The organism is Shimia sp. (assembly GCF_039969785.1).
Classification (GTDB): Bacteria; Pseudomonadota; Alphaproteobacteria; order Rhodobacterales; family Rhodobacteraceae; genus Shimia.
The window spans coordinates 82,887-107,043 of record NZ_JBDVNC010000039.1 but is presented as its reverse complement, the minus strand read 5'-3'; the positions used below and the strand labels follow the sequence as shown (position 1 = coordinate 107,043).

The following is a 24,157-nucleotide window of genomic DNA, read 5'->3' as shown; positions in this document are numbered from 1 at the left end:
TGGAACAGGGCCTGCGCTTTGCGATCCGCGAAGGCGGCCGCACCGTTGGTTCCGGCGTTGTCTCCAAAGTCATCGCCTAAGCCTCAGGCTGACCAAAAGACATGACAAAAGGGCCGCTCAAAAGAGCGGCCCTTTTTGTGTTTTTTGGGGGCGCGCAATGTTGGCATAATCCGCCAGTCTGAAAGGCACTTTCAGACTGGAGCGCATTCCAACCTGTCCTTCTTAGCCTACGACGTTGTAACCGCGCTTGCTCATGCAGTTTCTGACAATGGCTTCTTTCTTCGAATTCTGGTCAATTGCGCTGGCGGTCAAACCGGCAAGCGCACCCACTGCGGCAGCGTCGCGCACGTTATTGCCTTCGTTGTTAAACACTGCGGTGGTTGCTGCCGCCACGCCAGCCCCGGCTGCTGCCTTGCCACCTGCGTTGCTGTCCAACGCGCCTTGTGAGGCGGCCAGTTGCTGGCATTGCGCCAAATCCGCGTTGTAGTTCGGCCCGACAGGGCCATCCACGACGGGTTGGTAATTCGCACCCGAGTTGGCGCACGCCGCAAGGCCAAGGACAACAGGAAGGGTAATGAGGAGCTTGTAATGTTGCATGTTGAACTTTCTGTTTTGAAATTTTTGGTGGCATACCAATTCGGCATGGTGTTCACCAAAAAATAAGTGCGCCGACCCGGAAATTAAAGAAGAACATCGGAGCCGAGGCGAAATAAGTAAAGGTATCTGTGACAGTTTTCTTGCGATAGACGCTACGCTGACAATTGTTCCACGGTCTTAAGCTTTGCACTGTCTTAGTGATCGAACAAAACCTCTTTCAGCGCCGGAAACCGAGTTCGGTTCACCTGCGTCTTTGTTTCTTCGACAACGCCTCAATATAGGGCTTGCTTGCAAGCTTGCGCCCGTGTAGATGGCGGCAGTTCGCAGTTGCGACAACTGGGCGGGGTGATTCCCGCCTTTTGGGTTCGATGAGGGTTGGCGGTGGTCGCACATCCTCCTCTCAACTCTCACGCCTATACGAGGCTGACGAAATGCAAAGTCAAAATATTCGCATTCGGCTGAAGGCTTTCGATTACCGTGTTCTGGACGCCAGCACACAGGAAATCGTAAACACGGCAAAGCGCACCGGCGCGACCGTCCGTGGCCCGATCCCACTTCCCAACAAAATTGAGAAGTTCACTGTTCTGCGTGGTCCTCACGTTGACAAGAAATCCCGCGATCAGTTCGAAATCCGTACGCACAAGCGTCTGCTCGACATCGTAGACCCGACACCCCAGACTGTGGACGCGCTGATGAAGCTCGACCTGGCAGCTGGCGTGGACGTCCAGATTTCGGTTTAAGGAGGGTATAGATTTATGCGCTCTGGTATTATCGCAAAAAAAGTGGGCATGACCCGCTTGTTCATGGAAGACGGCAAACAGATTCCTGTGACCGTACTTCACCTTGATGGCCTTCAGGTTGTTGCTCAGCGCACGTCTGACAAAGACGGTTACACTGCCGTTCAGTTGGGTGCCGGCTCGGCCAAGGCGAAACGCACTTCGCAAGCTATGCGCGGTCACTTTGCTGCGGCAAAAGTTGAGCCCAAGCGCAAGGTTGCTGAGTTCCGCGTGTCCGAAGACGCTCTGATCGAAGTGGGTGCTGAAATTTCAGCAGAACACTTCCTTGAAGGTCAGAAAGTTGACGTCAGCGGCACGTCGATTGGTAAAGGCTTTGCCGGTGCCATGAAACGTTGGAACTTTAGTGGTCTGCGCGCGACACACGGTGTTTCGATCAGCCACCGTTCGCACGGTTCGACTGGCCAGTGTCAGGATCCCGGTAAGGTTTTCAAAGGCAAGAAAATGGCCGGACACATGGGCGCGGCTCGTGTAACCACCCAAAACCTGGAAGTTGTCAAAACTGACGCCGACCGTGGTCTGGTATTCATCAAAGGCGCCGTTCCCGGTTCCAAAGGTGGATGGGTGACTGTCAAGGACGCCGTGAAAAAGAAAGCACCTGAAGGACTGCCATTCCCGGCCGGTCTGAAGGCTGCAGCAACCGAAGCACCGGCGGAAGAAGCGCCTGCGGAAGGTGGTGAAGCATGAAACTTGATGTGATCAAACTTGACGGCGGCAAAGCCGGTTCCGTTGAACTGAGTGAAGATCTGTTCGGTCAGGAGCCGCGCGCGGACATCCTGCACCGTGTGGTTCGCTGGCAGCGCAACAACGCGCAAGCCGGTACTCACAAGGTTAAGACCCGTTCGGAAGTGTCCTATTCCACGAAGAAGATCTATCGCCAAAAAGGCACCGGTGGCGCACGCCACGGTGCGCGTTCGGCACCGATCTTCCGCGGGGGTGGCGTCTATAAAGGTCCGGTTGTGCGTTCGCACGGTCACGACCTGACCAAGAAGTTCCGCAAGCTGGGTCTGAAGCACGCGCTGTCGGCCAAGGCCAAAGCGGGTGAGCTGGTTGTGATCGAAGACGCAGCTACCGAAGGCAAGACTGCTGCTCTGGCCAAACAGGTTGCAAACCTGGGCTGGAAACGCGCTCTGGTCATCGATGGCGCATCGGTCAACGAAGGCTTCCTGAAAGCATCGCGTAACATCGAAGGTCTGGATATCCTGCCAACGATGGGTGCGAACGTTTATGACATCCTCAAGCGTGACACTCTTGTGATCACCAAAGCGGGGATCGAAGCACTGGAGGCTCGACTGAAATGAGCGCGAAGGCAGAACATTACGATGTGATCCGCAAGCCGATCATCACCGAGAAATCAACCATGGCGTCCGAGCATGGCGCAGTTGTTTTCGAAGTGGCAATCGACAGCAACAAACCGATGATCAAAGAGGCCGTAGAGGCGCTTTTTGGTGTAAAGGTCAAAGCGGTCAACACCACCATCACCAAGGGTAAAGTCAAGCGGTTCAAAGGACAGCTGGGCAAACGCAAAGACGTCAAAAAGGCATATGTGACCCTGGAAGAAGGCAATACAATCGACGTGTCCACCGGACTGTAAGATTGTTTAGACGGGGTGACCCGGTTGGCCTTGAAGAAATAGAAACCCCCCTCGGTGTGAACCGGGGGGGTTTTCTGTTTTGCTTCACCGAGAGAGCTCAATTTCGCAATTGCAATCAGGAGTGAAACGAGTAAGCTCTACTAGAGGTTGAAACGTATGCGTGCGTCTGTGGTCATTTTTCGGTTTACTTCGGTTACGCTTGTCACTTTTTTCAAAGTGGCCGCAACTCTTGTAGTCGTTTTTTCAGAGCCAACGCATGCCGATGAAGAAAGGTTTTGCCTCAAGAAGCTCAATTTTGCCCCCTTGTTTCAAAAGACAATTTTTTCGGGAATTGAAGGGGTGCTTGAAACAAAAACTCCAGAGCATGACATTTTCTTTCTAAAAGCAAAAGACGGTGATCGCCCGGCGCGCCTCATCAATGGCATTTTCGTTCCCGTCACTGAAGAGTTCCCCACTAAATTTGACAGCAATTCAATTATTGAGACTCCGGATGGAGAAATTTTTGGGTTGGGTGGGTTTTTAGGAAGTCGCTCCTTTTACCGGTTCAACGACGCAGCAGGCCATTTCGTAGAGATGGCGATAGAAAGCCCTTTTGGTATCTTGGATGCCCGGGATATCGTTTGGTCTTCACCTTTCAACGCTCCTTTGTTGTTAATCGGTGGTAGCGAAAATAGTTCAAATCAAGTGTTGATACTGGAAGGCAATCAAGCTGTTCGGCTGGAAGGCGTTTCTCAATGGGTGACGCACGTCACTGACTTCCCAGATATTAAACTCACTCTGTTAGCAACTGAAGAACTCAATCAGATTTACATCGTTGATGCGGAAAAAACGCTTTACGAACTCGAGAAATTGAATCTTGGCGATTGGCGCTATGTTTCCCAAGCATTTTTTCTACCTGACCCACCGCGGCTGTTGTTGGAGGCAAGGGAAGCTCTAGGATCTTTTCGCGGAAATTACCTGATCCGACTACAAAAATCGGGAGGTGCCTGGAAACCCGCGCTAGAGCAAAACTGGTCAAACTTAATGGAGGAATTTCCAGACTTGGGGCCCAATCAGCGGCGCAATGGTCGTCGTGAGTATGATCCGGAAAGCGCCAGATACTTTTTCTATGGCCAAAAACACAAGGGCAATTTTCAGCGGTTTCTTGGGTTTTTTTCCAGTCAGGCGCGCAAGGCTTCCTTTGGGTTATACTTGATGGGCGAAAAGGGCTTTGAGAAAGTGGATGAAACCGACGTAGCACTCTTCAACACATTGCCGAAGGGGCTCAAATTCACCATGGATCGCTCGTCGGGCCCCAGTCTATACGCAAGTCGGACTCTTAGATTGCGAGATTGGGAAATGTCAGTAGGGCTGATGGCAGGCTCAGTCAGAGTTGTTGCAGATGACGGCAATGTTCATGAGTTAGATGGGAGCGATTTAGGCGAAAGTGTTCATAGGTCCGAAAGATGGTCTTGGCCCCTTAACAACCGTGGAGAGGTCTTGTTGTTTTCTGGAAGCACGTACTTTCTCTTGAAGGATCGAAAACGCGCTGGTGCTCAAGCTTGCTCTTAAGGGTTGCTCAAGCTTCACTTTTAGAGCGGAAGTCTGACGCTCCCACCCCCACGCGGCGGCGATTTGGTTAGGTAGGCGCAACACTATAAGGTACATGGATTTGATCGAGATAAACTGCCATCCTTCTCCGAAAGATCGCCACCATGCGCGTCGGCGATGCCCGGAGTTCAGCCGAGAGGTGTCTCAGCCTGTCCGCCCGTAAAACGTCATCCGCGCCTCTTCTGACAGCGAGACGCCCGGTTCGGTGTTATAGGCCAGCACGGCCAGCATCCGGGTGCGGGTGCCCTCATTCGGGGCCACGCGGTGCATAGAGTTGCGCCCTCGGAAAAACACCAGCGTTCCGGCTTCGACAACCAGTTCTTTTACCGGCGTTTTGCCGTCCAGAATCTCGCCCACGGCGGCAAAGTTCATATCGCCTGCATCGGCATCACGTACGTTTTCGACATACTCAAACTGCCCGCCCTGTTCCGGTGGCTGAACCATCAACGTGATCGCAAACGAGGAATTGTCGAAATGCCAGCCCAGCTCTTGTCCGGTTTTGGCAAAGTGCAGATTGATCGACGACAGCGGGTCGGCATATTCATAGAGTTCGGCTTCGCCCAGGACTTCGCATAGAAAATCGCGAAAGACCTCAGCGTCGTAAAGTGCGCGCAGGGCCGACTCTTTTGGGATCAGATCATCTGTGATGCAGCCTTTGGACGACGTCACCAGCCGGTTGCGCGGATGGTCTGGGCCAAAGGCAGGGTCGGGGGCGCTCAGATAGACGGTGTGTTGTTCCGTTTTGGCATACACCTTGTCTTCATTTGCGTGTCCTTCGTCGCGGATGGCGGTGATCGCGTCAGGCTTCACGAACTGCGGCATCGACAGGAGGCCTGTCGCGTCATACGTCTCCTTGCACGTTGCTCTGAATGTCGGGTCAGCAAGGGGATAGGCGTTTAGGTTTACGATCTCATCCAATTTCATCGGGATCCTTTTCGGGGTGGAATGTGTGACGTTAAATTCACGCTAGCGAGCGGTTGAGAGGTTGGAAACCTGTTCTGCGCGGTGAACCCTTACAAATCCTATAGACACCTACACCTATCCCTGTTAATTCCCGCCAGTCGACTGGCCTCAGATTCGTTCTGGGGCCGGTTGTTGTTTAATCGGGCACCTACGGGGGCCTATACCTTTGGCACCTTAGTAGTGGATTTCTGATGAAATTCGCGGGCAGGGGCCTCACACATAGCGAGGACATAATCCTCGCATTGCTAAACGGAAGACAGAAAGCATGGCACTTAAGTCGTATAAGCCGACGACGCCGGGCCAGCGCGGGCTGGTGCTGATCGACCGTTCGGAGCTCTGGAAAGGACGCCCCGTCAAAGCCCTCACTGAGGGTCTGACGAAATCGGGTGGCCGGAACAACACCGGACGGATTACATCGCGTCGCCGCGGTGGTGGGGCGAAACGCCTTTACCGTATCGTTGATTTCAAACGTAATAAAATGGATGTTGCGGCAACCGTCGAACGGATCGAGTATGACCCGAACCGGACCGCATTCATCGCCTTGGTCAAATACGAAGACGGCGAGCAGGCCTATATCCTGGCTCCTCAGCGTCTCGCGATTGGCGACAAGGTTGTGGCCTCGGCCAAAGCCGACATCAAGCCGGGCAACGCAATGCCATTCTCGGGCATGCCGATCGGTACCATCATTCACAACATCGAACTGAAACCCGGCAAAGGCGGTCAGATCGCACGTGCCGCTGGTACATATGCTCAGTTTGTTGGTCGTGATGGTGGTTACGCTCAGATCCGCCTGAGCTCGGGCGAACTGCGTCTCGTGCGTCAGGAATGCATGGCCACCGTTGGTGCCGTGTCTAACCCCGACAATAGCAACCAGAACTACGGTAAAGCCGGTCGTATGCGCCATAAAGGCAAGCGTCCGTCGGTCCGTGGTGTGGTCATGAACCCGATCGATCACCCTCATGGTGGTGGTGAAGGCCGGACTTCGGGTGGTCGTCACCCAGTTTCGCCTTGGGGCAAACCGACCAAAGGTGCTCGTACCCGCAACAAGAACAAAGCGTCGCAAAAGCTTATTATTCGCTCGCGTCACGCCAAGAAGAAGGGACGTTAATATATGTCTCGCTCTGTATGGAAAGGCCCCTTTGTCGATGCTTACGTGCTGAAAAAAGCCGAAGCGTCGCGCGAGTCAGGCCGCAACGAAGTTATCAAGATTTGGTCCCGTCGTTCCACCATTCTGCCCCAGTTCGTGGGTCTGACATTTGGTGTGTACAACGGCCATAAGCATATCCCAGTGAACGTCACGGAAGACATGATCGGTCAGAAGTTTGGTGAGTATTCGCCAACTCGTACCTATTACGGTCACGCCGCAGACAAAAAAGCGAAGCGGAAGTAAGTCATGGGCAAGGATAAAAACCCCCGCCGCGTGGCAGACAACGAAGCAATGGCCAAAGTCCGTATGCTTCGCACAAGCCCGCAGAAACTGAATCTGGTCGCTGGAATGATCCGTGGCAAGAAAGTCGAGAAGGCGTTGACCGACCTGACTTTCAGCAACAAGCGGATCGCAGCAGACGTGAAGAAATGCCTTCAGTCCGCTATCGCCAACGCCGAGAACAACCACAACCTGGACGTCGATGAACTGATCGTGTCCGAGGCCTATGTTGGTAAAAACCTGGTCTTGAAACGCGGTCGCCCCCGGGCCCGTGGCCGTTTCGGCAAGATCATGAAGCCGTTCTCGGAACTGACCATCACGGTGCGCCAAGTTGAGGAGCAAGCTTAATGGGTAATAAAGTCAATCCAATCGGCATGCGTCTTCAGGTCAACCGTACCTGGGACAGCCGTTGGTATGCAAATACCAAGGACTACGGTGATCTTCTTCTGGAAGACCTGAAAATCCGTGAATTCATCAAGACAGAGTGCAAGCAGGCTGGCGTTGCACGTGTGATCATCGAACGTCCGCACAAAAAGTGCCGCGTCACGATCCACACTGCGCGCCCCGGCGTCATCATCGGCAAGAAAGGTGCAGACATTGAAGTTCTGCGCAAAAAGATTGCCTCAATGACGGACTCGGAACTGCACCTCAACATCGTTGAAGTGCGCAAGCCTGAGCTGGACGCTCAGCTGGTTGGCGAAAGCATCGCCCAGCAGCTGGAACGTCGGGTTTCATTCCGTCGTGCAATGAAGCGTTCCGTGCAGAACGCCATGCGTATGGGCGCCCTGGGTATCCGGGTGAACGTTGCCGGTCGTTTGGGCGGCGCTGAAATCGCGCGTACCGAATGGTACCGCGAAGGCCGCGTGCCATTGCACACTCTGCGTGCCGATATCGATTACGCACCTTCCGAAGCGATGACTCCTTATGGGATCATCGGGATCAAAGTCTGGATCTTCAAAGGCGAGATCATGGAACACGATCCAGCGGCGCGTGACCGTAAGGCTCAGGAAGTCCAGGATGGTCCAGCACCGCGCGGTGCCGGCGGCCGTCGCTAAGGGAGACTGACAAATGCTTCAACCAAAGCGTACAAAATTCCGCAAGATGCACAAAGGCCGGATTAAAGGTCTTGCAAAAGGCGGTTCTGACCTGAACTTCGGTTCATACGGTCTGAAAGCCACCCAACCCGAGCGTGTCACGGCGCGTCAGATCGAAGCGGCTCGCCGCGCGATGACACGTCACATGAAACGTCAGGGCCGTGTTTGGATCCGTATCTTCCCCGACACTCCGGTCACCTCGAAGCCGACCGAAGTTCGTATGGGTAAAGGTAAAGGTTCTGTTGATTTTTGGGCATGCAAGGTCAAACCTGGCCGCGTTATGTTTGAAATCGACGGTGTTTCGGATGACGTCGCGCGTGAGGCTCTGCGCCTTGCTGCGATGAAACTTCCGATCAAAACCCGCGTTGTGGTGCGCGAAGACTGGTAAATTCCCACAAGGGCGTTTTCTGTCTGGTAATATAATTGAACCCCCATTGCTTTTTGCAGTGGGGGTTTCTCGTTATACGGCTGGGTTCTAGAAATAGCTTTCGCGTGAGTTGTGAAATTCGTGTGAATATATGTTTATTTGCCCGATTTCGAATTTATGTGTTACGTTACGTCCCCAATAGATAGGGGACATGATGCGCGAACAAAGACGCAGTACGGAAGTGCAGTATATTCTTTTGAATTACCCGGATTGTCCGCAGCGTGACATGGCTTTGAAAGTCTTGCGCCAAGGCGACATGGATTTGGCCAATGCGTGGTTGGATGCCTTGGATGATATGATGGCGCGCGGACATTCTCTTACCGACAAACAACGATCAGAGAACAAACGCACTGCCTGAGGGCATGTATAGAGTGATTGATCGCTCGCACCGGAAATTGCACTGGGGTATGAAAGAGCCATGGCCCAGATCGAATCTCTCTTTGTGACCCGACTATATCGCGCTGAACTCGCTGAATTTGGCAAACCCGTGGATCAGGACGAGCTGCAGTCCTCTTGTTACTCTATTGCCGAGGACGATGAGGCGGGCCAAAACTGGTGCGAAGAAAACAATTATCCCGGCTATACATCTTATGCCTCTTTAACGGACCTTCCGTGGCGGTTTCCCATCTTTGCAGACATCGTCAAAGCATTGGACGCCCATGTGAACGACTTTGCGCAGGATCTGGAGTTTGATCTGGACGGTCGAAGCCTGAAGCTTGAAGATCTTTGGATCAACATTTTGCCGGAGGGCGGAATGCACAGCTCTCATTTGCATCCACATTCGGTGATCAGTGGAACGACCTACGTCGCCATGCCTGAAGGCGCGAGTGCGCTTAAGTTGGAAGACCCGCGTTCAGGTCGCATGATGGCGGCTCCGGTACGGAAAAAGCAGGCCCGCCGCGATCTGCAGCCGTTTATCTATCTAAGCCCAAAAGTTGGTGACGTATTGCTGTGGGAAAGCTGGCTTCGGCATGAAGTGCCGATCAACTTTGCTGAGGAAGAGCGGATCTCTGTGAGCTTCAATTACAGATGGGACTGAACCAGCACTTAACCAGAACGCCAACTGGACAAATTATCTGCGGCGAGGTGTTCGGCTCATGACGTTGGCTTTGGACACTAGTTTCATCACTGATGGCTGGACCGGGCACCTGTCCTATCTTCTGTTGGTCTTGTCCATGCTCATGCGCAGAATGCTGTGGCTGCGCCTGTGCGTTATTGCCTCTGCGTTGGTTGGGATTGCGTTTGATTATTTCTGGCTTGGCAATCCAGTCGGGGTGTTTTGGCAATCGCTTCTTATCGTTGTGAATATCGGTGAACTGGTTCTGTTGTGGCGCAAGGACCATAAGGCGCAGTTTTCATCCGAAGAGGACCGGTTTCGCGCTGAATTGTTGGAAGGCCTGTCGCCCGGGGCAACCCGGAGCTTTCTTGATCTGGGTCGGTGGGAAGACTTGCCTGATGGAACCATCCTGACCGCCGAGTCGCGGACACCCGAATTTTTGACCTATCTCGCAGAAGGTGACGTTTGCGTTGAGGCTGACGGGCATTTCATGAGGGTGGTATCGGGTGGTCATTTTATCGGCGAGATGTCTTGGATGGGCGGCGGTGTCGCGATCGCAACGACAGCCGTTCAGGGCCCGGCCCGCGTGTGGCGCATAGAGAGAGCAAAGCTCATTCGGTTGCGTGAAACGAACAGCGCGATGATGGCGGTCGTCGAGGCTGGGATTGCACGCGATATGCGTACAAAGCTGGTGTTTCAGAACGATCAGCGTGCATCGAATGCTCGCTCCGAAACCTGATGTCCGACTTGTTTCGATCAATAGACGTTGAATCGGAAACTTGCACTTGCCATGCAAGCAACCACCCCGTATAGAGCGCCATCTCACGGATTCCGATTTTGACGGGACTCGTGTGTTTGTCATTTGTCCATCAGGTCAAAGGTAACCCTGCAAATAACTCAGGGGCCTTCTGATGTATGAGAAAGGAAAAGGCGATGAACGCCAACGAACTGCGTGATAAAACGCCGGACCAGCTTCGTGAAGAGCTGTCCAATCTGAAAAAAGAAAGCTTTAATCTGCGCTTTCAAGCGGCCACCGGTCAGCTCGAAAACCCTGCGCAGATTCGTGCAGCTCGTCGTAACGCCGCGCGTGTTAAGACGATTCTGAACGAAAAAGCCAAGTCGGCAGCTGAGTAAGAGGAGCCCGAAAGATGCCCAAACGTATCCTGACTGGCACCGTGACCAGCGATGCCAACGCCCAAACAGTCACCGTATCGGTTGAACGTCGTTTCACCCATCCGGTTCTGAAGAAGACCATTCGTAAGTCCAAAAAGTATCGGGCGCACGATGAGCAGAACGCTTTCAAGGTCGGCGATCAAGTTCGCATCATCGAATGCGCGCCGAAATCGAAAACGAAACGCTGGGAAGTTCTGGAAGCCTAAGAGTCTCTTGTCGAGACTCCTGGCGACTAAACTGAACAGTTAGTCGAAACCCTGGGGATCGCGCCACGCATCGGCGCCCCAAAGGTCGGGAGAAACCATATGATCCAGATGCAAACCAACCTGGATGTTGCTGACAACAGCGGCGCTCGCCGTGTTCAGTGCATCAAGGTACTGGGTGGTTCCAAGCGTAAATACGCATCCGTAGGCGACGTTATTGTCGTTTCGGTTAAGGAAGCCATTCCACGTGGTCGTGTTAAGAAAGGTGATGTCCGCAAGGCCGTCGTCGTACGCACCGCTAAAGAAGTCCGTCGTGAAGATGGCACAGCGATCCGCTTTGATCGCAACGCAGCAGTTATTCTGAACAACAACAACGAGCCGGTCGGTACCCGTATTTTTGGCCCGGTTGTTCGTGAACTGCGTGCCAAGAACTTCATGAAGATCATCTCGCTCGCGCCGGAGGTGCTGTGATATGGCTGCTAAGTTGAAAAAAGGCGACAAAGTTGTCGTTTTGGCCGGTAAGGACAAAGGCAAAGAGGGAACAATTTCCTCAGTTGACCCCAAAGCCGGAAAAGCTGTTGTAGATGGCCTGAACATTTCGGTTCGTCACACACGCCAGAGCCAGACTGAGCAAGGTGGCCGCATCCCGAAAGCGATGCCGATCCAACTCAGCAATCTTGCTATTCTTGACGCAAATGGAAAAGCAACTCGCGTTGGCTTCCGTATGGAAGGTGACAAGAAGGTTCGCTTTGCCAAGACCACGGGGGACGTGATCGATGCTTGATACTGAAAATTATACCCCGCGTTTGAAAGCTGCGTATAAAGACACCGTTCGTGCCGCTCTTAAAGAAGAGTTCGGTTACGAAAACGACATGCAGATCCCGCGTTTGGACAAGATTGTTCTGAACATCGGTTGCGGTCGTGCGGCTGTTAAAGACAGCAAGAAAGCCAAGTCAGCGCAAGCAGACCTGACCCTGATTGCTGGTCAGAAAGCTTTGACAACCATTGCCAAGAATTCGATTGCTGGCTTTCGCGTTCGCGAAGGTATGCCAATGGGTGCCAAGGTCACGCTGCGCGGCGACCGTATGTACGAATTCCTTGACCGTCTGATCACTGTTGCGATGCCGCGTATTCGCGACTTCCGTGGTGTAAAGTCGAGCTTTGACGGCCGTGGCAACTTTGCCACCGGTTTGAAAGAGCACATCGTCTTCCCAGAAATCGATTTTGATAAAGTCGACGAAAACTGGGGCATGGATATCGTGATCGCCACCAACGCTGAAACCGATGCGGAAGCGAAAAGCCTGTTGAAGCATTTCAACATGCCTTTCACCGCTTGATCGGGAAGGAATTAAGACATGGCTAAAAAAGCAATGATCGAACGCGAAAAGAAGCGCGAGCGCCTGGTGGCAAAATATGCAGCCAAGCGTGCCGAGCTGAAAGAAATCGCAAATGACGAGAGTCTGCCAATGGAAGAGCGTTTCAAAGCGCGTCTGAAACTGGCGAAACTGCCGCGCAACAGCTCGGCAACTCGTCTTCACAACCGTTGCCAGCTCACTGGTCGTCCTCACGCTTACTACCGTAAGCTGAAGGTCAGCCGTATTGCGCTGCGCGAGCTGGGTTCTGCTGGTCAGATCCCCGGCATGGTTAAATCTAGCTGGTAAGGAGGGTTAAGAAATGAACGATCCTATCGGTGATATGCTGACCCGTATCCGTAACGGTCAGTTGCGTGGCAAGTCGGTGGTTTCCACCCCGGCCTCCAAGCTGCGCGGCTGGGTTCTGGATGTGCTGGCAGACGAAGGCTACATCCGTGGCTACGAAGCGTCTGAAGAAAACGGCCACTCGGCGTTTGAAATCAGCCTGAAATATTACGAAGGCACTCCTGTCATTCGCGAAGTGAAACGGGTTTCCACACCTGGTCGTCGTGTTTACATGAACGTCAATGACATCCCCGTTGTCCGTCAGGGCCTGGGCGTGTCGATTGTCTCCACCTCAAAAGGTGTGATGTCGGATGCAAGTGCTCGTGCCAACAATGTTGGTGGCGAAGTAATCTGCACGGTCTTCTAAGGAGAACCAGATGTCTCGTATTGGTAAAAAACCGGTCGAGCTGCCCAGTGGCGTAACTGCTTCTGTCTCCGGCCAGACCATCGAAATCAAGGGTCCAAAAGACACCCAGTCTTTCACAGCAAGTGACGACGTCACAATTGCTGTTGAAGACAACACTGTCAAAGTGACACCACGCGGAACTTCCAAGCGTGCGCGTCAGCAGTGGGGCATGTCCCGCACCGTCATCGGCAATATGGTGACCGGCGTGACTATGGGCTTCAAAAAAGAACTCGAGATCAACGGTGTTGGGTATCGTGCGCAGATGCAGGGCAATGTCCTAAAGCTGGCACTTGGCCTCAGCCACGATGTGAACTTCGAAGTGCCTAACGGTGTAACCGTGACCGCTCCGAAGCCCACTGTGATCATCATCGAGGGCACCGACGCACAACTCGTTGGCCAGGTAGCGGCGAATATCCGCGAATGGCGTAAGCCCGAGCCCTATAAGGGCAAAGGCATCAAGTACAAAGACGAGTATATCTTCCGCAAGGAAGGCAAGAAGAAGTAAGGACCAGACTGATGGCAAACAGCAAACGGGAACTGTTCCTAAAGCGCCGCCTGCGCGTCCGGAACAAACTTCGCAAGGTCAATGCAGGGCGCCCGCGCCTGAGCGTGCACCGTTCAAACAAGAACATCAGCGTTCAGCTGATCGACGATGTGAACGGCGTGACATTGGCGTCCGCTTCATCCTTGGAAAAGGATCTTGGCGTTGTTGGCAAAAACAACGTGGAAGCAGCGACCAAAGTTGGCGTAGCGATTGCAGAGCGTGCGGCCAAGGCCGGTGTAAGCGAAGCTTACTTCGACCGCGGCGGCTTTCTCTTTCATGGCAAGGTGAAGGCTCTGGCCGACGCTGCGCGTGAAGGTGGCTTGAAAATCTAAAATCTGCGGGGGACGTTCGCGTCCCCCCGATGATCCGGGGGCAATCTGCCCACCAGGATTGGACATATTGAGACGCACCTTTTGCGTCAAATGAATGGAGTGCCAAATGGCAGAACGTGAAAACCGTCGGGGACGTGGTCGCAACCGCGAAGACGAAACCCCGGAATTCGCCGATCGTCTCGTAGCGATCAACCGTGTGTCGAAAACTGTCAAAGGCGGTAAGCGTTTTGGCTTTGCCGCGCTTGTTGTTGTCGGCGATCAAAAAGGCCGCGTTGGCTTTGGTAAAGGTAAAGCGAAAGAGGTCCCTGAGGCCATTCGTAAAGCCACTGAGCAAGCCAAGCGTCAGATGATCCGCGTACCATTGCGCGAAGGCCGCACGCTGCACCACGACATCGAGGGCCGTCATGGCGCTGGTAAAGTTGTGATGCGGACTGCACCAGAAGGTACCGGAATCATCGCCGGTGGTCCGATGCGTGCCGTGTTTGAAATGTTGGGTGTGAAGGATGTGGTTTCCAAGTCGATTGGATCACAGAACCCATACAACATGATCCGCGCAACGATTGACGGACTGCAGAAAGAAAGCAGCCCACGTCACGTCGCAGCCCGTCGTGGCAAAAAAGTAGCTGACATTCTGCGCCGGGACGAAGCCCCCGCCGCTGAAGCTGCAGAAGCGTAAGGAGTAGCACGTCATGGCAAAAACCATCGTTGTGAAACAAGTGGGCAGCCCGATCCGCCGCCCTCAAGACCAACGCGCCACTTTGATTGGCCTGGGTCTGAACAAGATGAACCGGACCCGTGAGCTTGAAGATACACCTTCGGTTCGCGGTATGATCAACAAGATTTCACATCTGGTTGAGATCATCGAAGAACGCGGCTAAAGCGTTTTACCAAATCGATTTGAACGCCTCGCAATTGTTTGCGGGGCGTTTTTTTGTGCCCAGGCAAGAGTATTCTCAAGCTGCTCCAAAAATGGGCGGGCTTAGCCGCCATTAGCTGAGATATGCATCAGTTGCATAACGGTGTTTCCTTAATATTGGTTGTTGGAACGCAAATCAGGTCCTATCTGAACCGTGTCGCCAAGAGATGACAAACTTAGTTTTTCCGGGTCGACCTAGTCCCCGAACCGCTCAAAAGGAAATGAACAATGGCATACGCAACAACAACTCACGCACCCGTCGGATTCGCAGATCGCATCCGGACCCTGTTTTCAAACCTGCGCCTTCACGCGCAAGAACGGGTAGAATACACTCGTACATTCAAAGAACTGTCACGTTTGACCAACCGCGAATTGGCTGACATTGGTCTTCGCCGGTGTGACATTGCAGACGCATGTACCGGGACATTCATCCGCTAGGCTGAGTTTCCCGCTGCTCGAAAGAGCGAAACATTTTTTGAACGCCTCTGATTTAGTCAGGGGCGTTTTTTTGTGTTTCAATCAAAATGAGCTATGCGCTGACTGCATGGCGGGTTCAAAGAATGAGTCAGTTGTTAGCGCTACCCGGTCTCGCTATCTTCTTTGTGTCAGCGGGAGGAACAAGGATCGCGGACCGAAGATCGGTTCGGACCACCACCTAAAGGAGTGCATCATGGCACACGCAAACACAGTAGTTCATTTTGAGTTTCCGTTTTCTGGGCGCGCAGTTCGCGCTTGGGAAGAAATCACGAAGGCGCGGGAACTTCGCCAAAAATTCAATCGAACCTATGCCGAGCTGAATGGCCTGACCGACAATGAGTTGAGCGACATCGGTATCGCCCGGTACGATATCAAAGGCATCGCACGCGAGCAGGTCTACGGCCTGTAAAGCTATCTGACAATTCGATTTTCAAGCGCTCCTGCAAATTGCCGGGGCGCTTTTTGATTCGCGTGTCACCTTCCCTGATTTGCGCATCAAACCTGCCTCTTGATTCCTAATCTGTCAGGTCATATACGCCTCCAGTGGTCACGATGTGCCACAGAATCAAAAAGTAAGAAACGCCGTGTTTGACCCGCTTACGCTTCAGGGGTCAGTTCCGGCAAAAGGAGAAGCGAAATGAGATTGAATGAACTGCGCGACAATCCAGGCGCAACCAAAAAACGCATGCGCGTTGGCCGTGGACCAGGTTCCGGCAAAGGTAAAATGGGTGGCCGTGGTATCAAAGGTCAAAAATCCCGTTCGGGTGTGGCGATCAACGGTTACGAAGGCGGTCAAATGCCATTGTACCAACGTTTGCCCAAGCGTGGGTTTAACAAACCGAACCGCAAGAAATTCGCCGTTGTAAACTTGGGTCTGATCCAGAAATTCGTGGATGAGGGCAAGGTCAACGCTAACGACCCGATCACAGAAGAATCGCTGGTCGCAGCGGGTCTCGTGCGTCGCGTTCTGGATGGCGTTCGGGTTCTGGCCAAGGGTGACGTTACGGCCAAATTGGCGATCGAAGTCACCGGCGCGTCCAAGTCGGCAGTGGAAGCTGTTGAGAAGGCCGGCGGTACGTTGACGATCAAATCAGCGCCAGCGGCTGAATAAGAGGTTGTGAGCGGGGTCGCATCCGCTTACATAACCTTCCAAGTTTTCCAAACGCCGCCAGACCGGAAGACGGTTGTGGCGGCGTTGTCATTCTAAGAGAGATCCGCATGGTATCTGCAGCTGAACAAATGGCGGCCAACACGAGCTGGGCCGCGCTTGGAAAAGCCACCGACCTTCGTAACCGAATCCTGTTCACACTTGGATTGTTGATTGTTTACCGCTTGGGAACATGGATTCCCGTGCCGGGCATCGACGGAGTTGCGTTGCGTGAGTTTATGGAAGGCGCTGCGGCGGGTCTCGGGGGCATCTTGTCGATGTTCACCGGTGGCGCGCTGGGTCGCATGGGGATCTTCGCCCTAGGCATCATGCCCTACATCTCGGCCTCGATTATTGTTCAGTTGCTGGGCTCGATGGTGCCTGCGCTTGAACAGATGAAGAAAGAGGGCGAGCAGGGCCGCAAAAAGATGAACCAGTACACCCGCTATGGCACGGTGGCGCTGGCGACTTTGCAGGCTTACGGTCTGGCTGTCAGCCTCGAAGCTGGCGAGTTGGTCACTGACCCGGGCCTGTTCTTCCGATTCTCCTGCCTTATCACGCTGGTTGGCGGTACGATGTTCCTGATGTGGTTGGGTGAACAGATCACAGCACGCGGCATTGGTAACGGTATTTCGCTGATTATCTTTGTTGGCATTGTTGCTGAACTGCCTGCCGCTCTGGCACAGTTTCTGGCTTCCGGCCGGTCCGGAGCGATCAGCCCTGCCGTGATTATCGGTGTGATTGTGATGGTCGTTGCGGTGATCGCTTTCGTGGTGTTCATGGAACGCGCCTTGCGCAAAATCCATATCCAGTATCCGCGCCGTCAAGTTGGCATGAAAGTCTATGACGGTGGATCAAGCCACCTTCCGGTTAAGGTCAACCCAGCGGGCGTGATCCCAGCTATCTTTGCCAGCTCTCTCTTGCTGTTGCCGACCACGATTTCGACGTTTTCAGGCTCGCAAACGGGTCCGATCATGTCGACACTCTTGGCTTACTTTGGCCCCGGCCAGCCGCTGTATCTGTTGTTCTTTGTCGCAATGATCGTGTTCTTTGCGTATTTCTATACATTCAACGTCAGCTTCAAACCGGATGAAGTGGCCGACAATCTCAAAAACCAAAACGGGTTTGTTCCTGGCATTCGTCCGGGCAAGCGCACGGCGGAGTATCTGGAATACGTCGTGAACCGCATTTTGGCGCTTGGTGCTGCATACCTTGCGGCAGTTTGTCTCCTTCCTGAGATTTTGCGTGGTCAGTTCGCGATCCCCTTCTACTTTGGCGGAACGTCGGTTCTGATTGTGGTGTCTGTGACCATGGATACTATTCAGCAAGCTCAGAGCCATCTACTTGCCCACCAATATGAAGGGCTGATTGAAAAATCACAGCTGCGCGGCAAAAACAAAAAGCGCGGCAAAAAGGGAGCTGCTCGTCGATGAACATCATTCTGCTAGGCCCACCCGGCGCCGGTAAAGGCACTCAGGCACGCTTTCTGGTTGAAAACCGCAATATGATTCAGCTGTCCACTGGCGACATGTTGCGCGAAGCCAAAGATAGCGGCACCGAAATGGGTAAGGTCGTAGCAGACGTGATGGCACGCGGTGATCTGGTAACAGACGAGATCGTTATCGGGTTGATCCGGGAAAAGCTGGAAGGCGACAAGGCTGGCGGCTTTATCTTTGACGGGTTCCCACGCACGTTGGCTCAGGCCGACGCCTTGGGTGAGCTCTTGGCGGAAAAGTCCGAAACCCTTGATGCCGTTGTCGAGATGCAAGTCGATGACAATGCGCTGGTTGCGCGGATTACGGCTCGGTCGACCTGTGGTTCATGTGGCGAAGTTTACAATGACCAGACCAAACCCTGGCCTGCTGACGGTAAGTGCACCAATTGCGGTGGGACAGACGTGAAACGCCGCGCGGACGACAACGAAGACAGCCTCAAGCAACGCTTGATGGAGTATTACAAGAAAACATCGCCGTTGTTGGGATATTACTATGCCAAGGGTGATCTGAAGTCGGTAAATGGTCTGGGTGAGATTGACGAAGTGAAGGCCGAGATTGACGCCGTGCTGGCAGGCTAAAGCGCCATCTTAGCAAGACACAAGCCATTCCGAGAAAGCGCCCCGAGGGGCGCTTTTTTTATTTGACCAGTTCCTGCAGGGTTTCTTTGACCAGACGTGGCACAAAAATATAGTTTCTGTCTTTGAGGTAGCGCTTGGAAAGAAGGTCGAACACATCGCGTGACAAGATGACAGGTAGGTATAGATCACTTGTTCTTGATACGATCTGATGTTCCGTTTCCAGATCGGTGATGTCATAGCCAACAGTGAGTGTTGCGTCTTGTGTTTGTTCGTATCCGAGCATGGCCAGACGTTCAAAGAAACGGCTACTGTATTTCTCGGCCCCTTTCTGGGATGCGCGAAACAGGATTTTCCGCCCGTCAGCAATGTCGATGATACGCTGAATGGTGATGTCCGTGGGATCCGCGACAATAACGTTTTCATAATCTTGTCCGAGAGTTTGCAGGCTCACGTCGTCACTTTGCTCGAAGCTCTCGCCACCTTGGCTTGTCGTAACAAAGCGGCTGGTCTGAACCTTGTCCCCCACGATGACGATCCGCTTCGGAGTCCAGCCCTGTTCCTGTTCAAACGAACGAATGCGCCGAACGGCTATCTCGACCCGATGTGGTGGAATATCATATTCTTGTTGTCCCGGCAGGAAAAGCTGATCGTCGACGACCGGGAACAGAACATATTCACCGGCGTCTTCGCAGTTTATTTGGTCAAGTACGCGCTCCATACCAGCGTCACCATCCGCGCTCACGTATTTTCCCCAAAGAGGACTGTACCCGGGGCGCTGAGAAGACAGAGAGGGGCCAATTGTAGGATCGTCTGTCACCAGACTTTTTGCCACCTGATCGCCATCGCCGACGAACAGCAAAGAGAACCCGGGTTGAAACGAAAAGCGGGCAGTTCCGTTTTCGATTTGAGACCGCAGTTTTTTCTGTGAGTCTTCAATCAGATCCTTCCAGTTGTTTTTGTTCAGCTTGCGCCAAAGCTGACGCAGCCCAACAACACCGAAGGAATAGATGATGATATTGGGCAGGTGATACATTAGATGCTGTTTCTTGACCTGCTTGCCAAGCAGACCCCAAACATAGTCGAGCGCTTTGGCAAGACGTTCGGGCAGCAAAAAGACTTCCGGCAAAACAGCGATCAGCCATTCGCCGACTTCCGGAAAGATCACCAAGACAGAAGCAAAGAACAGGGATATCCATCCTGCGAGCCGAAGCATAGCTTTGCCGACCGGAGACGTTTCGGGAAATTGGTGCGCGAGGAATGGCTTGGCAAACCGCGCTTCGATCCGATTGCCTGCCTGGACCTGTTCGGCCACCTGAATGAGCTTCTTTTTCGACAGAAAGTCGTCCATCGCAATCAATTCCAATAGGGTTACGCTGCAATACGGCGGCGCGGGAAAATCGTACCAAAAATATCTCGAAAGTCGCATTTTCAGAGGCGACATCGTCTAATTGGGGTGATGTTGCCGTCGAAATACGCCAAGTGCAAGAGTGCGCATGTCGCGTGCCAGTAAAATGGCATGAATCACGATTTTATCGATTGTTGTGCCGATAGATTGAGTTTCGCGAACCTGCCCTCTTGACGCGTGTTAAAAAACCCCATATCGACCCCCATCCCTAAAGGGAATCGAATTTGTGGATAGATTCGTCTGTACACAGAACACCTCAGAAATACTGGACATTTAAGTGCGAAAGCCTTGGTCGAGTGTTGTGAAAAAAGGTTCCGGAGCTACGGAATCGCAACGAAAAGGAAAGTAGCACGTGGCACGTATTGCCGGCGTAAACATCCCGACCCACAAACGGGTCCCGATCGCCCTCACTTATATCACTGGTATTGGCCCGACTTCGGCCAAAGAAATCTGCGCATCCGTGAAAATCGATGAAGCTCGTCGTGTAAACGAACTGAGCGATGCCGAAGTTCTTGCGATCCGCGAGCACATCGACGCAACATACACCGTTGAAGGTGATCTGCGTCGTGAAGTTCAGATGAACATCAAACGTTTGATGGATCTGGGTTGCTACCGCGGTCTGCGCCACCGTCGTAACCTGCCTGTGCGTGGTCAGCGCACCCACACCAACGCTCGCACTCGCAAAGGTCCTGCACGGGCTATTGCTGGTAAGAAGAAGTAAGGGGAGGGTTTGATCAATGGCACGCGAAAAGACTCGTACTAAGAAAAAAGAACGCAAGAATATCGCTTCTGGCGTTGCACACGTGAATTCTTCGTTCAACAACACGAAAATTCTGATTTCCGACGTTCAGGGCAATGCAATTGCATGGTCTTCGGCAGGCACCATGGGTTTTAAAGGGTCGCGTAAATCGACACCTTATGCTGCTCAGATGGCCGCAGAAGATGCAGGCAAAAAAGCTCAGGATCACGGTGTAAAGACGCTGGAAGTCGAAGTTCAGGGACCCGGTTCGGGCCGTGAATCGGCTCTGCGCGCCCTTGCCGCTATTGGCTTTAACATCACATCGATCCGTGACGTGACACCAATTGCGCATAACGGCTGCCGCCCACCAAAGCGCCGCCGCGTTTAATCACAGATTTTTCTTTCTGGGGCCGCGAATTTTTCACGGCCCCAGTTTGTCGTTTAGAAACCTCGGGAGTCCGGCTCTTCTGGACATGGGAGACGGACAGGAATGGAGGGACGCATGATCCATAAAAATTGGGCTGAACTGATCAAGCCGACACAGCTTGAAGTCAAACCGGGCAATGATCCCGCCCGTCAAGCCACGGCTGTGGCTGAACCACTTGAGCGGGGCTTTGGCCTGACTCTGGGGAACGCGCTGCGCCGTGTTCTGATGTCGAGCCTGCAAGGCGCGGCAATCACCAGCGTTCAAATCGACAACGTTTTGCACGAATTCTCTTCGGTTGCTGGTGTACGTGAAGACGTCACCGACGTCATCCTGAACCTTAAGGGTGTTTCTTTGCGTATGGAAGTTGAGGGCCCGAAGCGTCTCTCAATCAATGCAAAGGGCCCGGGTGAAGTTACCGCAGGTGATATCAGCGATAGCGCTGGCATCGAAGTTCTGAACAAGGACCATGTCATCTGCCACCTTGATGATGGTGCAGACCTGTACATGGAACTGACGGTCAACACTGGCAAAGGTTATGTTTCGGCTGAAAAGAACAAGCCGGAAGATGCACCAATTGGTCTTATTCCGATTGATGCGATCTATTCGCCGGTTAAACGCGTGTCTTACGATGTTCAGCCGACCCGTGAAGGTCAGGTTCTGGACTATGACAAGCTGACCATGAAAATCGACACCGATGGTTCGATCACACCAGAAGACGCTGTGGCCTTTGCTGCACGCATTCTGCAGGATCAGCTGTCGATCTTTGTGAACTTTGACGAGCCAGAAGCCGCCGGGCGTCAGGAAGAAGACGACGGGCTGGAATTCAACCCGCTGTTGCTCAAGAAGGTAGACGAGCTGGAACTTTCGGTCCGCTCTGCGAACTGTCTCAAGAACGACAACATCGTTTACATCGGTGATCTGATCCAGAAAACCGAAGCCGAGATGCTGCGCACGCCGAACTTTGGCCGCAAGTCCTTGAACGAGATCAAAGAAGTGCTTTCGGGCATGGGTCTGCATCTTGGAATGGACGTCGAAGATTGGCCACCGGACAACATCGAAGATCTGGCTAAGAAATTTGAAGACGCGTTTTAAACGCGTCTTCCACAAATGCCCGGGAGATCCGGGGAAATCTGGGCACATCCGCCCCAAGGAGAGCGGCTGACACGCATCGGCCGCCAGACAAAGCATAACGCTAAAGAAGGATATAGAAAATGCGTCACGCTCGTGGTTACCGCCGCCTGAACCGTACACATGAACACCGCAAAGCCATGTTTGCAAACATGGCGGGTTCGTTGATTGAACATGAACAGATCAAGACCACTTTGCCAAAAGCCAAAGAACTGCGTCCGATCGTTGAAAAGCTGATCACTCTTGCCAAACGTGGCGACTTGCACGCGCGCCGTCAGGCCGCTGCACAGTTGAAAGAAGATCAGTATGTTTCGCGTCTTTTTGACGTGCTTGGCCCGCGTTTTGCCGAGCGTCAGGGTGGTTACATCCGTATCATGAAAGCTGGCTTTCGTTATGGTGACATGGCGCCAATGGCGATCATCGAATTTGTAGATCGTGATCCCGATGCCAAGGGCGCAGCTGACAAAGCACGCGCCGCAGTCGAAGAAGCTGCAGAAGACTGATTTCTTGATTTCTTGATTTCTTGATTTCTGAATTGAGATTTGGGCCTCTACTGGTATTAGTAGGGGCCCCATTTCGTATGTGCGCGCCGATGCAATAAAGAGAGTAGACTAATAGTATGAGACCCTGGGGCCTGATCCTGACCGCAATTTCGCTTTTGTTTCCATTCATCTGGTTCGGAGGCGTGGCGCAAGGCCGGGATGTTGTCGCGGTAGCGAGCCAGTACATGGGAATTGCCGCTCTGATTGCAATGGCCATTGTTCAGGTCATCGCAACCCGATTTGCATTTGTGGAATGGCTGTTTGGTGGTCTCGACCGCAGCTATATCGTACACAAATGGCTGGGCATTCTGGCGATGGGGTTCATCCTGCTGCACGATACCATAGATGCGGAAATGCCAAATCTGGGCCGTCAGAACATGCTTGAGGAACTTGCGGAAACGCTTGGCGAACTCAGCTTGTACGGGCTTTTGATTTTGGTGGTCATCACCATCGCGACCTTTATCCCTTACCACTTGTGGCGGTGGACGCATCGGTTCATGGGCGCATTTTTTGTCGCAGGATCGGCGCATTACCTCTTTATCCTGAAACCTTTTAAAAACGGTGATCCGTTGGGTCTGTACGTGTCTGCGTTTTGTGTGGTCGGCATTCTGGCGTTCACTTGGCGGTTGCTGCCGTCTGCGATGCGGCCGTCCCGATCCTATGTGGTTGAAAAGGTTGAAACCACAGGGAACGCCTTGTCGATTGAGATGACCCCGGATGGAAAACCGTTGCGTCACCGCGCCGGGCAATTTGCTTTTGTGAGCTTTGATGGGTCAGAGCCACATCCGTTCACGATTTCTTCGGCCTCTTCAGAAGATGGTCGCATTCGGATGAGCGTTGCGCGTTTGGGGGATTATACATCGCGGTTGCATAAGTCACTCAAAACCGGGACGCATGCCAGAGTCGAAGGCCCATTTGGACATTTCGAATGCCCAAAAAAGGGACCACAGATTTGGGTTGCCGCTGGTATTGGCATTACACCGTTTCTGGCCTGGTCACAAAATTTGGCAGAGACGGCAGGCCCTGTGCACCTGTTTTATTGCACACGTGATCTGAACAGTGCTGCGCATTTGGAAGAGATCAGGTCGGTCGCCGACAGTTTTGAGAATTTTGTCTTGCGCGTGCACACATCCTCAGATCAGGGACGGGTGTCGGCGGACATGCTGCTTGAAAGATCTGGGCTTGATGCCAATGACGTCACGGTTTCGTTTTGCGGACCCAAGCAGATGCGCAAAGACTTGCTGGAAGGTTTCAAGCGTCAGGGCGTGACCGGGCGGCGTTTTCGGTATGAAGAGTTTGAAATCCGAACCGGCATAGGTTTGCGGCGTATGGCGGAATTGTTGTTCAAGCGCATCAACCTGCCTGACAGCGTTCAGAGCCGATTGCCGCGCCAATAGACGTTTCG

38 protein-coding genes are annotated in these 24,157 nt (G+C 53.1%); 35 read left to right on the top strand and 3 right to left on the bottom strand.

All coding sequences use genetic code 11. The annotated features are described in order from the left end of the window. Window positions 1-80 (top strand): hypothetical protein (locus tag ABJI08_RS18965; protein WP_348403426.1); only part of this gene is annotated, 80 nt, incomplete at its 5' end. Window positions 81-222: 142 nt separating this feature from the next. On the opposite strand, the gene ABJI08_RS18960 is transcribed toward ABJI08_RS18965, so the two are convergent. Next, window positions 223-597, bottom strand: coding sequence for a glycine zipper family protein (locus ABJI08_RS18960; RefSeq protein WP_348403425.1), 375 nt, complete (start codon window positions 595-597; stop codon window positions 223-225). Window positions 598-1,028: 431 nt separating this feature from the next. Here ABJI08_RS18960 and rpsJ point away from each other — a divergent pair, with 431 nt between their 5' ends. The 5 genes from rpsJ (at window position 1,029) to ABJI08_RS18935 (ending at window position 4,536) form a co-directional block, all read left to right on the top strand. Next, complete coding sequence (gene rpsJ / locus ABJI08_RS18955) at window positions 1,029-1,337, top strand: 30S ribosomal protein S10 (protein ID WP_093094483.1); 309 nt, start codon at window positions 1,029-1,031, stop codon at window positions 1,335-1,337. A gap of 15 nt (window positions 1,338-1,352) precedes the next feature. Beyond that, window positions 1,353-2,078, top strand: a complete 726-nt coding sequence (gene rplC / locus ABJI08_RS18950) for a 50S ribosomal protein L3 (RefSeq protein WP_348403424.1) — start codon at window positions 1,353-1,355, stop codon at window positions 2,076-2,078. Further along, a complete protein-coding gene (gene rplD, locus ABJI08_RS18945; RefSeq protein ID WP_348403423.1) occupies window positions 2,075-2,692 on the top strand; it encodes a 50S ribosomal protein L4 in 618 nt (205 codons plus the stop codon). The genes rplC and rplD overlap by 4 nt, the downstream gene beginning before the upstream one ends. Next, window positions 2,689-2,985 carry a 50S ribosomal protein L23 gene (locus ABJI08_RS18940; RefSeq protein ID WP_348403422.1) on the top strand — a complete coding sequence of 99 codons (297 nt, stop codon included), beginning with the start codon at window positions 2,689-2,691 and terminating at the stop codon, window positions 2,983-2,985. The genes rplD and ABJI08_RS18940 overlap by 4 nt, the downstream gene beginning before the upstream one ends. A 147-nt stretch (window positions 2,986-3,132) precedes the next feature. Beyond that, the gene (locus tag ABJI08_RS18935; RefSeq protein WP_348403421.1) at window positions 3,133-4,536 is read left to right on the top strand and encodes a hypothetical protein; all 1,404 of its coding nucleotides are present in this window, start codon (window positions 3,133-3,135) and stop codon (window positions 4,534-4,536) included. A gap of 183 nt (window positions 4,537-4,719) precedes the next feature. Here ABJI08_RS18935 and ABJI08_RS18930 read toward each other — a convergent pair whose 3' ends face one another. After that, window positions 4,720-5,499, bottom strand: a complete 780-nt coding sequence (locus tag ABJI08_RS18930; RefSeq protein ID WP_348403420.1) for a 2OG-Fe(II) oxygenase — start codon at window positions 5,497-5,499, stop codon at window positions 4,720-4,722. 304 nt (window positions 5,500-5,803) lie between these two features. Here ABJI08_RS18930 and rplB point away from each other — a divergent pair, with 304 nt between their 5' ends. From rplB to ABJI08_RS18810, 24 genes are all read left to right on the top strand, one after another. Continuing rightward, a complete protein-coding gene (rplB, locus tag ABJI08_RS18925; RefSeq protein ID WP_348403419.1) occupies window positions 5,804-6,646 on the top strand; it encodes a 50S ribosomal protein L2 in 843 nt (280 codons plus the stop codon). A 3-nt stretch (window positions 6,647-6,649) separates the two neighbouring features. Beyond that, window positions 6,650-6,928: a 30S ribosomal protein S19 gene (gene rpsS, locus ABJI08_RS18920; RefSeq protein ID WP_348403418.1), complete on the top strand. Its 279-nt coding sequence runs from the start codon at window positions 6,650-6,652 to the stop codon at window positions 6,926-6,928. 3 nt (window positions 6,929-6,931) lie between these two features. Beyond that, window positions 6,932-7,312 (top strand): 50S ribosomal protein L22, encoded by a 381-nt coding sequence (gene rplV / locus ABJI08_RS18915; protein WP_348403417.1) that lies wholly within the window; start codon window positions 6,932-6,934, stop codon window positions 7,310-7,312. Then, window positions 7,312-8,019 (top strand): 30S ribosomal protein S3, encoded by a 708-nt coding sequence (rpsC, locus tag ABJI08_RS18910; protein WP_348403416.1) that lies wholly within the window; start codon window positions 7,312-7,314, stop codon window positions 8,017-8,019. The genes rplV and rpsC overlap by 1 nt, the downstream gene beginning before the upstream one ends. A 13-nt stretch (window positions 8,020-8,032) precedes the next feature. Continuing rightward, window positions 8,033-8,446: a 50S ribosomal protein L16 gene (gene rplP / locus ABJI08_RS18905; protein WP_348403415.1), complete on the top strand. Its 414-nt coding sequence runs from the start codon at window positions 8,033-8,035 to the stop codon at window positions 8,444-8,446. Between the two features lie 193 nt (window positions 8,447-8,639). After that, on the top strand, window positions 8,640-8,843 hold the full coding sequence (locus ABJI08_RS18900) for a hypothetical protein (protein WP_348403414.1): 204 nt from the start codon (window positions 8,640-8,642) through the stop codon (window positions 8,841-8,843). A gap of 60 nt (window positions 8,844-8,903) precedes the next feature. Next, entirely contained in the window at window positions 8,904-9,524 is a 621-nt protein-coding gene (locus ABJI08_RS18895; RefSeq protein WP_348403413.1) for a 2OG-Fe(II) oxygenase family protein, read from the top strand. 58 nt (window positions 9,525-9,582) lie between these two features. Next, window positions 9,583-10,281: a cyclic nucleotide-binding domain-containing protein gene (locus tag ABJI08_RS18890; RefSeq protein ID WP_348403412.1), complete on the top strand. Its 699-nt coding sequence runs from the start codon at window positions 9,583-9,585 to the stop codon at window positions 10,279-10,281. A gap of 194 nt (window positions 10,282-10,475) precedes the next feature. Then, window positions 10,476-10,676 (top strand): 50S ribosomal protein L29, encoded by a 201-nt coding sequence (rpmC, locus tag ABJI08_RS18885; RefSeq protein ID WP_348403411.1) that lies wholly within the window; start codon window positions 10,476-10,478, stop codon window positions 10,674-10,676. Window positions 10,677-10,690: 14 nt separating this feature from the next. Further along, entirely contained in the window at window positions 10,691-10,921 is a 231-nt protein-coding gene (rpsQ, locus tag ABJI08_RS18880) for a 30S ribosomal protein S17 (protein WP_073253018.1), read from the top strand. 99 nt (window positions 10,922-11,020) lie between these two features. After that, window positions 11,021-11,389: a 50S ribosomal protein L14 gene (gene rplN, locus ABJI08_RS18875; protein ID WP_106609251.1), complete on the top strand. Its 369-nt coding sequence runs from the start codon at window positions 11,021-11,023 to the stop codon at window positions 11,387-11,389. Between the two features lies 1 nt (window position 11,390). Beyond that, a complete protein-coding gene (rplX, locus tag ABJI08_RS18870; protein WP_348403410.1) occupies window positions 11,391-11,702 on the top strand; it encodes a 50S ribosomal protein L24 in 312 nt (103 codons plus the stop codon). Beyond that, window positions 11,695-12,255: a 50S ribosomal protein L5 gene (gene rplE, locus ABJI08_RS18865; protein WP_348403409.1), complete on the top strand. Its 561-nt coding sequence runs from the start codon at window positions 11,695-11,697 to the stop codon at window positions 12,253-12,255. The genes rplX and rplE overlap by 8 nt, the downstream gene beginning before the upstream one ends. An 18-nt stretch (window positions 12,256-12,273) precedes the next feature. Next, window positions 12,274-12,579 (top strand): 30S ribosomal protein S14, encoded by a 306-nt coding sequence (gene rpsN / locus ABJI08_RS18860; protein ID WP_348403408.1) that lies wholly within the window; start codon window positions 12,274-12,276, stop codon window positions 12,577-12,579. 13 nt (window positions 12,580-12,592) lie between these two features. Beyond that, complete coding sequence (gene rpsH / locus ABJI08_RS18855) at window positions 12,593-12,982, top strand: 30S ribosomal protein S8 (RefSeq protein WP_348403407.1); 390 nt, start codon at window positions 12,593-12,595, stop codon at window positions 12,980-12,982. A gap of 10 nt (window positions 12,983-12,992) precedes the next feature. Further along, a complete protein-coding gene (gene rplF, locus ABJI08_RS18850; RefSeq protein WP_348403406.1) occupies window positions 12,993-13,526 on the top strand; it encodes a 50S ribosomal protein L6 in 534 nt (177 codons plus the stop codon). A gap of 11 nt (window positions 13,527-13,537) precedes the next feature. Next, on the top strand, window positions 13,538-13,897 hold the full coding sequence (gene rplR, locus ABJI08_RS18845) for a 50S ribosomal protein L18 (RefSeq protein ID WP_348403405.1): 360 nt from the start codon (window positions 13,538-13,540) through the stop codon (window positions 13,895-13,897). A gap of 106 nt (window positions 13,898-14,003) precedes the next feature. Continuing rightward, on the top strand, window positions 14,004-14,573 hold the full coding sequence (rpsE, locus tag ABJI08_RS18840) for a 30S ribosomal protein S5 (RefSeq protein WP_348403404.1): 570 nt from the start codon (window positions 14,004-14,006) through the stop codon (window positions 14,571-14,573). Window positions 14,574-14,586: 13 nt separating this feature from the next. Continuing rightward, the gene (rpmD, locus tag ABJI08_RS18835) at window positions 14,587-14,775 is read left to right on the top strand and encodes a 50S ribosomal protein L30 (RefSeq protein WP_348403403.1); all 189 of its coding nucleotides are present in this window, start codon (window positions 14,587-14,589) and stop codon (window positions 14,773-14,775) included. A gap of 266 nt (window positions 14,776-15,041) precedes the next feature. Beyond that, window positions 15,042-15,251 carry a DUF1127 domain-containing protein gene (locus ABJI08_RS18830; RefSeq protein ID WP_348403402.1) on the top strand — a complete coding sequence of 70 codons (210 nt, stop codon included), beginning with the start codon at window positions 15,042-15,044 and terminating at the stop codon, window positions 15,249-15,251. A gap of 232 nt (window positions 15,252-15,483) precedes the next feature. Continuing rightward, on the top strand, window positions 15,484-15,699 hold the full coding sequence (locus ABJI08_RS18825) for a DUF1127 domain-containing protein (RefSeq protein ID WP_348403401.1): 216 nt from the start codon (window positions 15,484-15,486) through the stop codon (window positions 15,697-15,699). Window positions 15,700-15,927: 228 nt separating this feature from the next. Continuing rightward, window positions 15,928-16,401 carry a 50S ribosomal protein L15 gene (gene rplO / locus ABJI08_RS18820; RefSeq protein WP_348403400.1) on the top strand — a complete coding sequence of 158 codons (474 nt, stop codon included), beginning with the start codon at window positions 15,928-15,930 and terminating at the stop codon, window positions 16,399-16,401. Between the two features lie 107 nt (window positions 16,402-16,508). Beyond that, the gene (gene secY / locus ABJI08_RS18815) at window positions 16,509-17,870 is read left to right on the top strand and encodes a preprotein translocase subunit SecY (RefSeq protein WP_348403399.1); all 1,362 of its coding nucleotides are present in this window, start codon (window positions 16,509-16,511) and stop codon (window positions 17,868-17,870) included. Next, entirely contained in the window at window positions 17,867-18,511 is a 645-nt protein-coding gene (locus tag ABJI08_RS18810; protein ID WP_348403398.1) for an adenylate kinase, read from the top strand. The genes secY and ABJI08_RS18810 overlap by 4 nt, the downstream gene beginning before the upstream one ends. A gap of 58 nt (window positions 18,512-18,569) precedes the next feature. On the opposite strand, the gene ABJI08_RS18805 is transcribed toward ABJI08_RS18810, so the two are convergent. Continuing rightward, the gene (locus ABJI08_RS18805; protein WP_348403397.1) at window positions 18,570-19,859 is read right to left on the bottom strand and encodes a hypothetical protein; all 1,290 of its coding nucleotides are present in this window, start codon (window positions 19,857-19,859) and stop codon (window positions 18,570-18,572) included. A 409-nt stretch (window positions 19,860-20,268) separates the two neighbouring features. Here ABJI08_RS18805 and rpsM point away from each other — a divergent pair, with 409 nt between their 5' ends. From rpsM to ABJI08_RS18780, 5 genes are all read left to right on the top strand, one after another. After that, the gene (gene rpsM / locus ABJI08_RS18800; protein WP_348403396.1) at window positions 20,269-20,637 is read left to right on the top strand and encodes a 30S ribosomal protein S13; all 369 of its coding nucleotides are present in this window, start codon (window positions 20,269-20,271) and stop codon (window positions 20,635-20,637) included. 16 nt (window positions 20,638-20,653) lie between these two features. Then, entirely contained in the window at window positions 20,654-21,043 is a 390-nt protein-coding gene (rpsK, locus tag ABJI08_RS18795) for a 30S ribosomal protein S11 (protein WP_299356403.1), read from the top strand. Between the two features lie 114 nt (window positions 21,044-21,157). Further along, entirely contained in the window at window positions 21,158-22,174 is a 1,017-nt protein-coding gene (locus ABJI08_RS18790; protein WP_348403395.1) for a DNA-directed RNA polymerase subunit alpha, read from the top strand. 119 nt (window positions 22,175-22,293) lie between these two features. Beyond that, the gene (gene rplQ / locus ABJI08_RS18785; protein ID WP_348403394.1) at window positions 22,294-22,713 is read left to right on the top strand and encodes a 50S ribosomal protein L17; all 420 of its coding nucleotides are present in this window, start codon (window positions 22,294-22,296) and stop codon (window positions 22,711-22,713) included. 116 nt (window positions 22,714-22,829) lie between these two features. Then, window positions 22,830-24,149 carry a ferric reductase-like transmembrane domain-containing protein gene (locus ABJI08_RS18780; protein ID WP_348403393.1) on the top strand — a complete coding sequence of 440 codons (1,320 nt, stop codon included), beginning with the start codon at window positions 22,830-22,832 and terminating at the stop codon, window positions 24,147-24,149. Window positions 24,150-24,157: the final 8 nt, after the last annotated feature.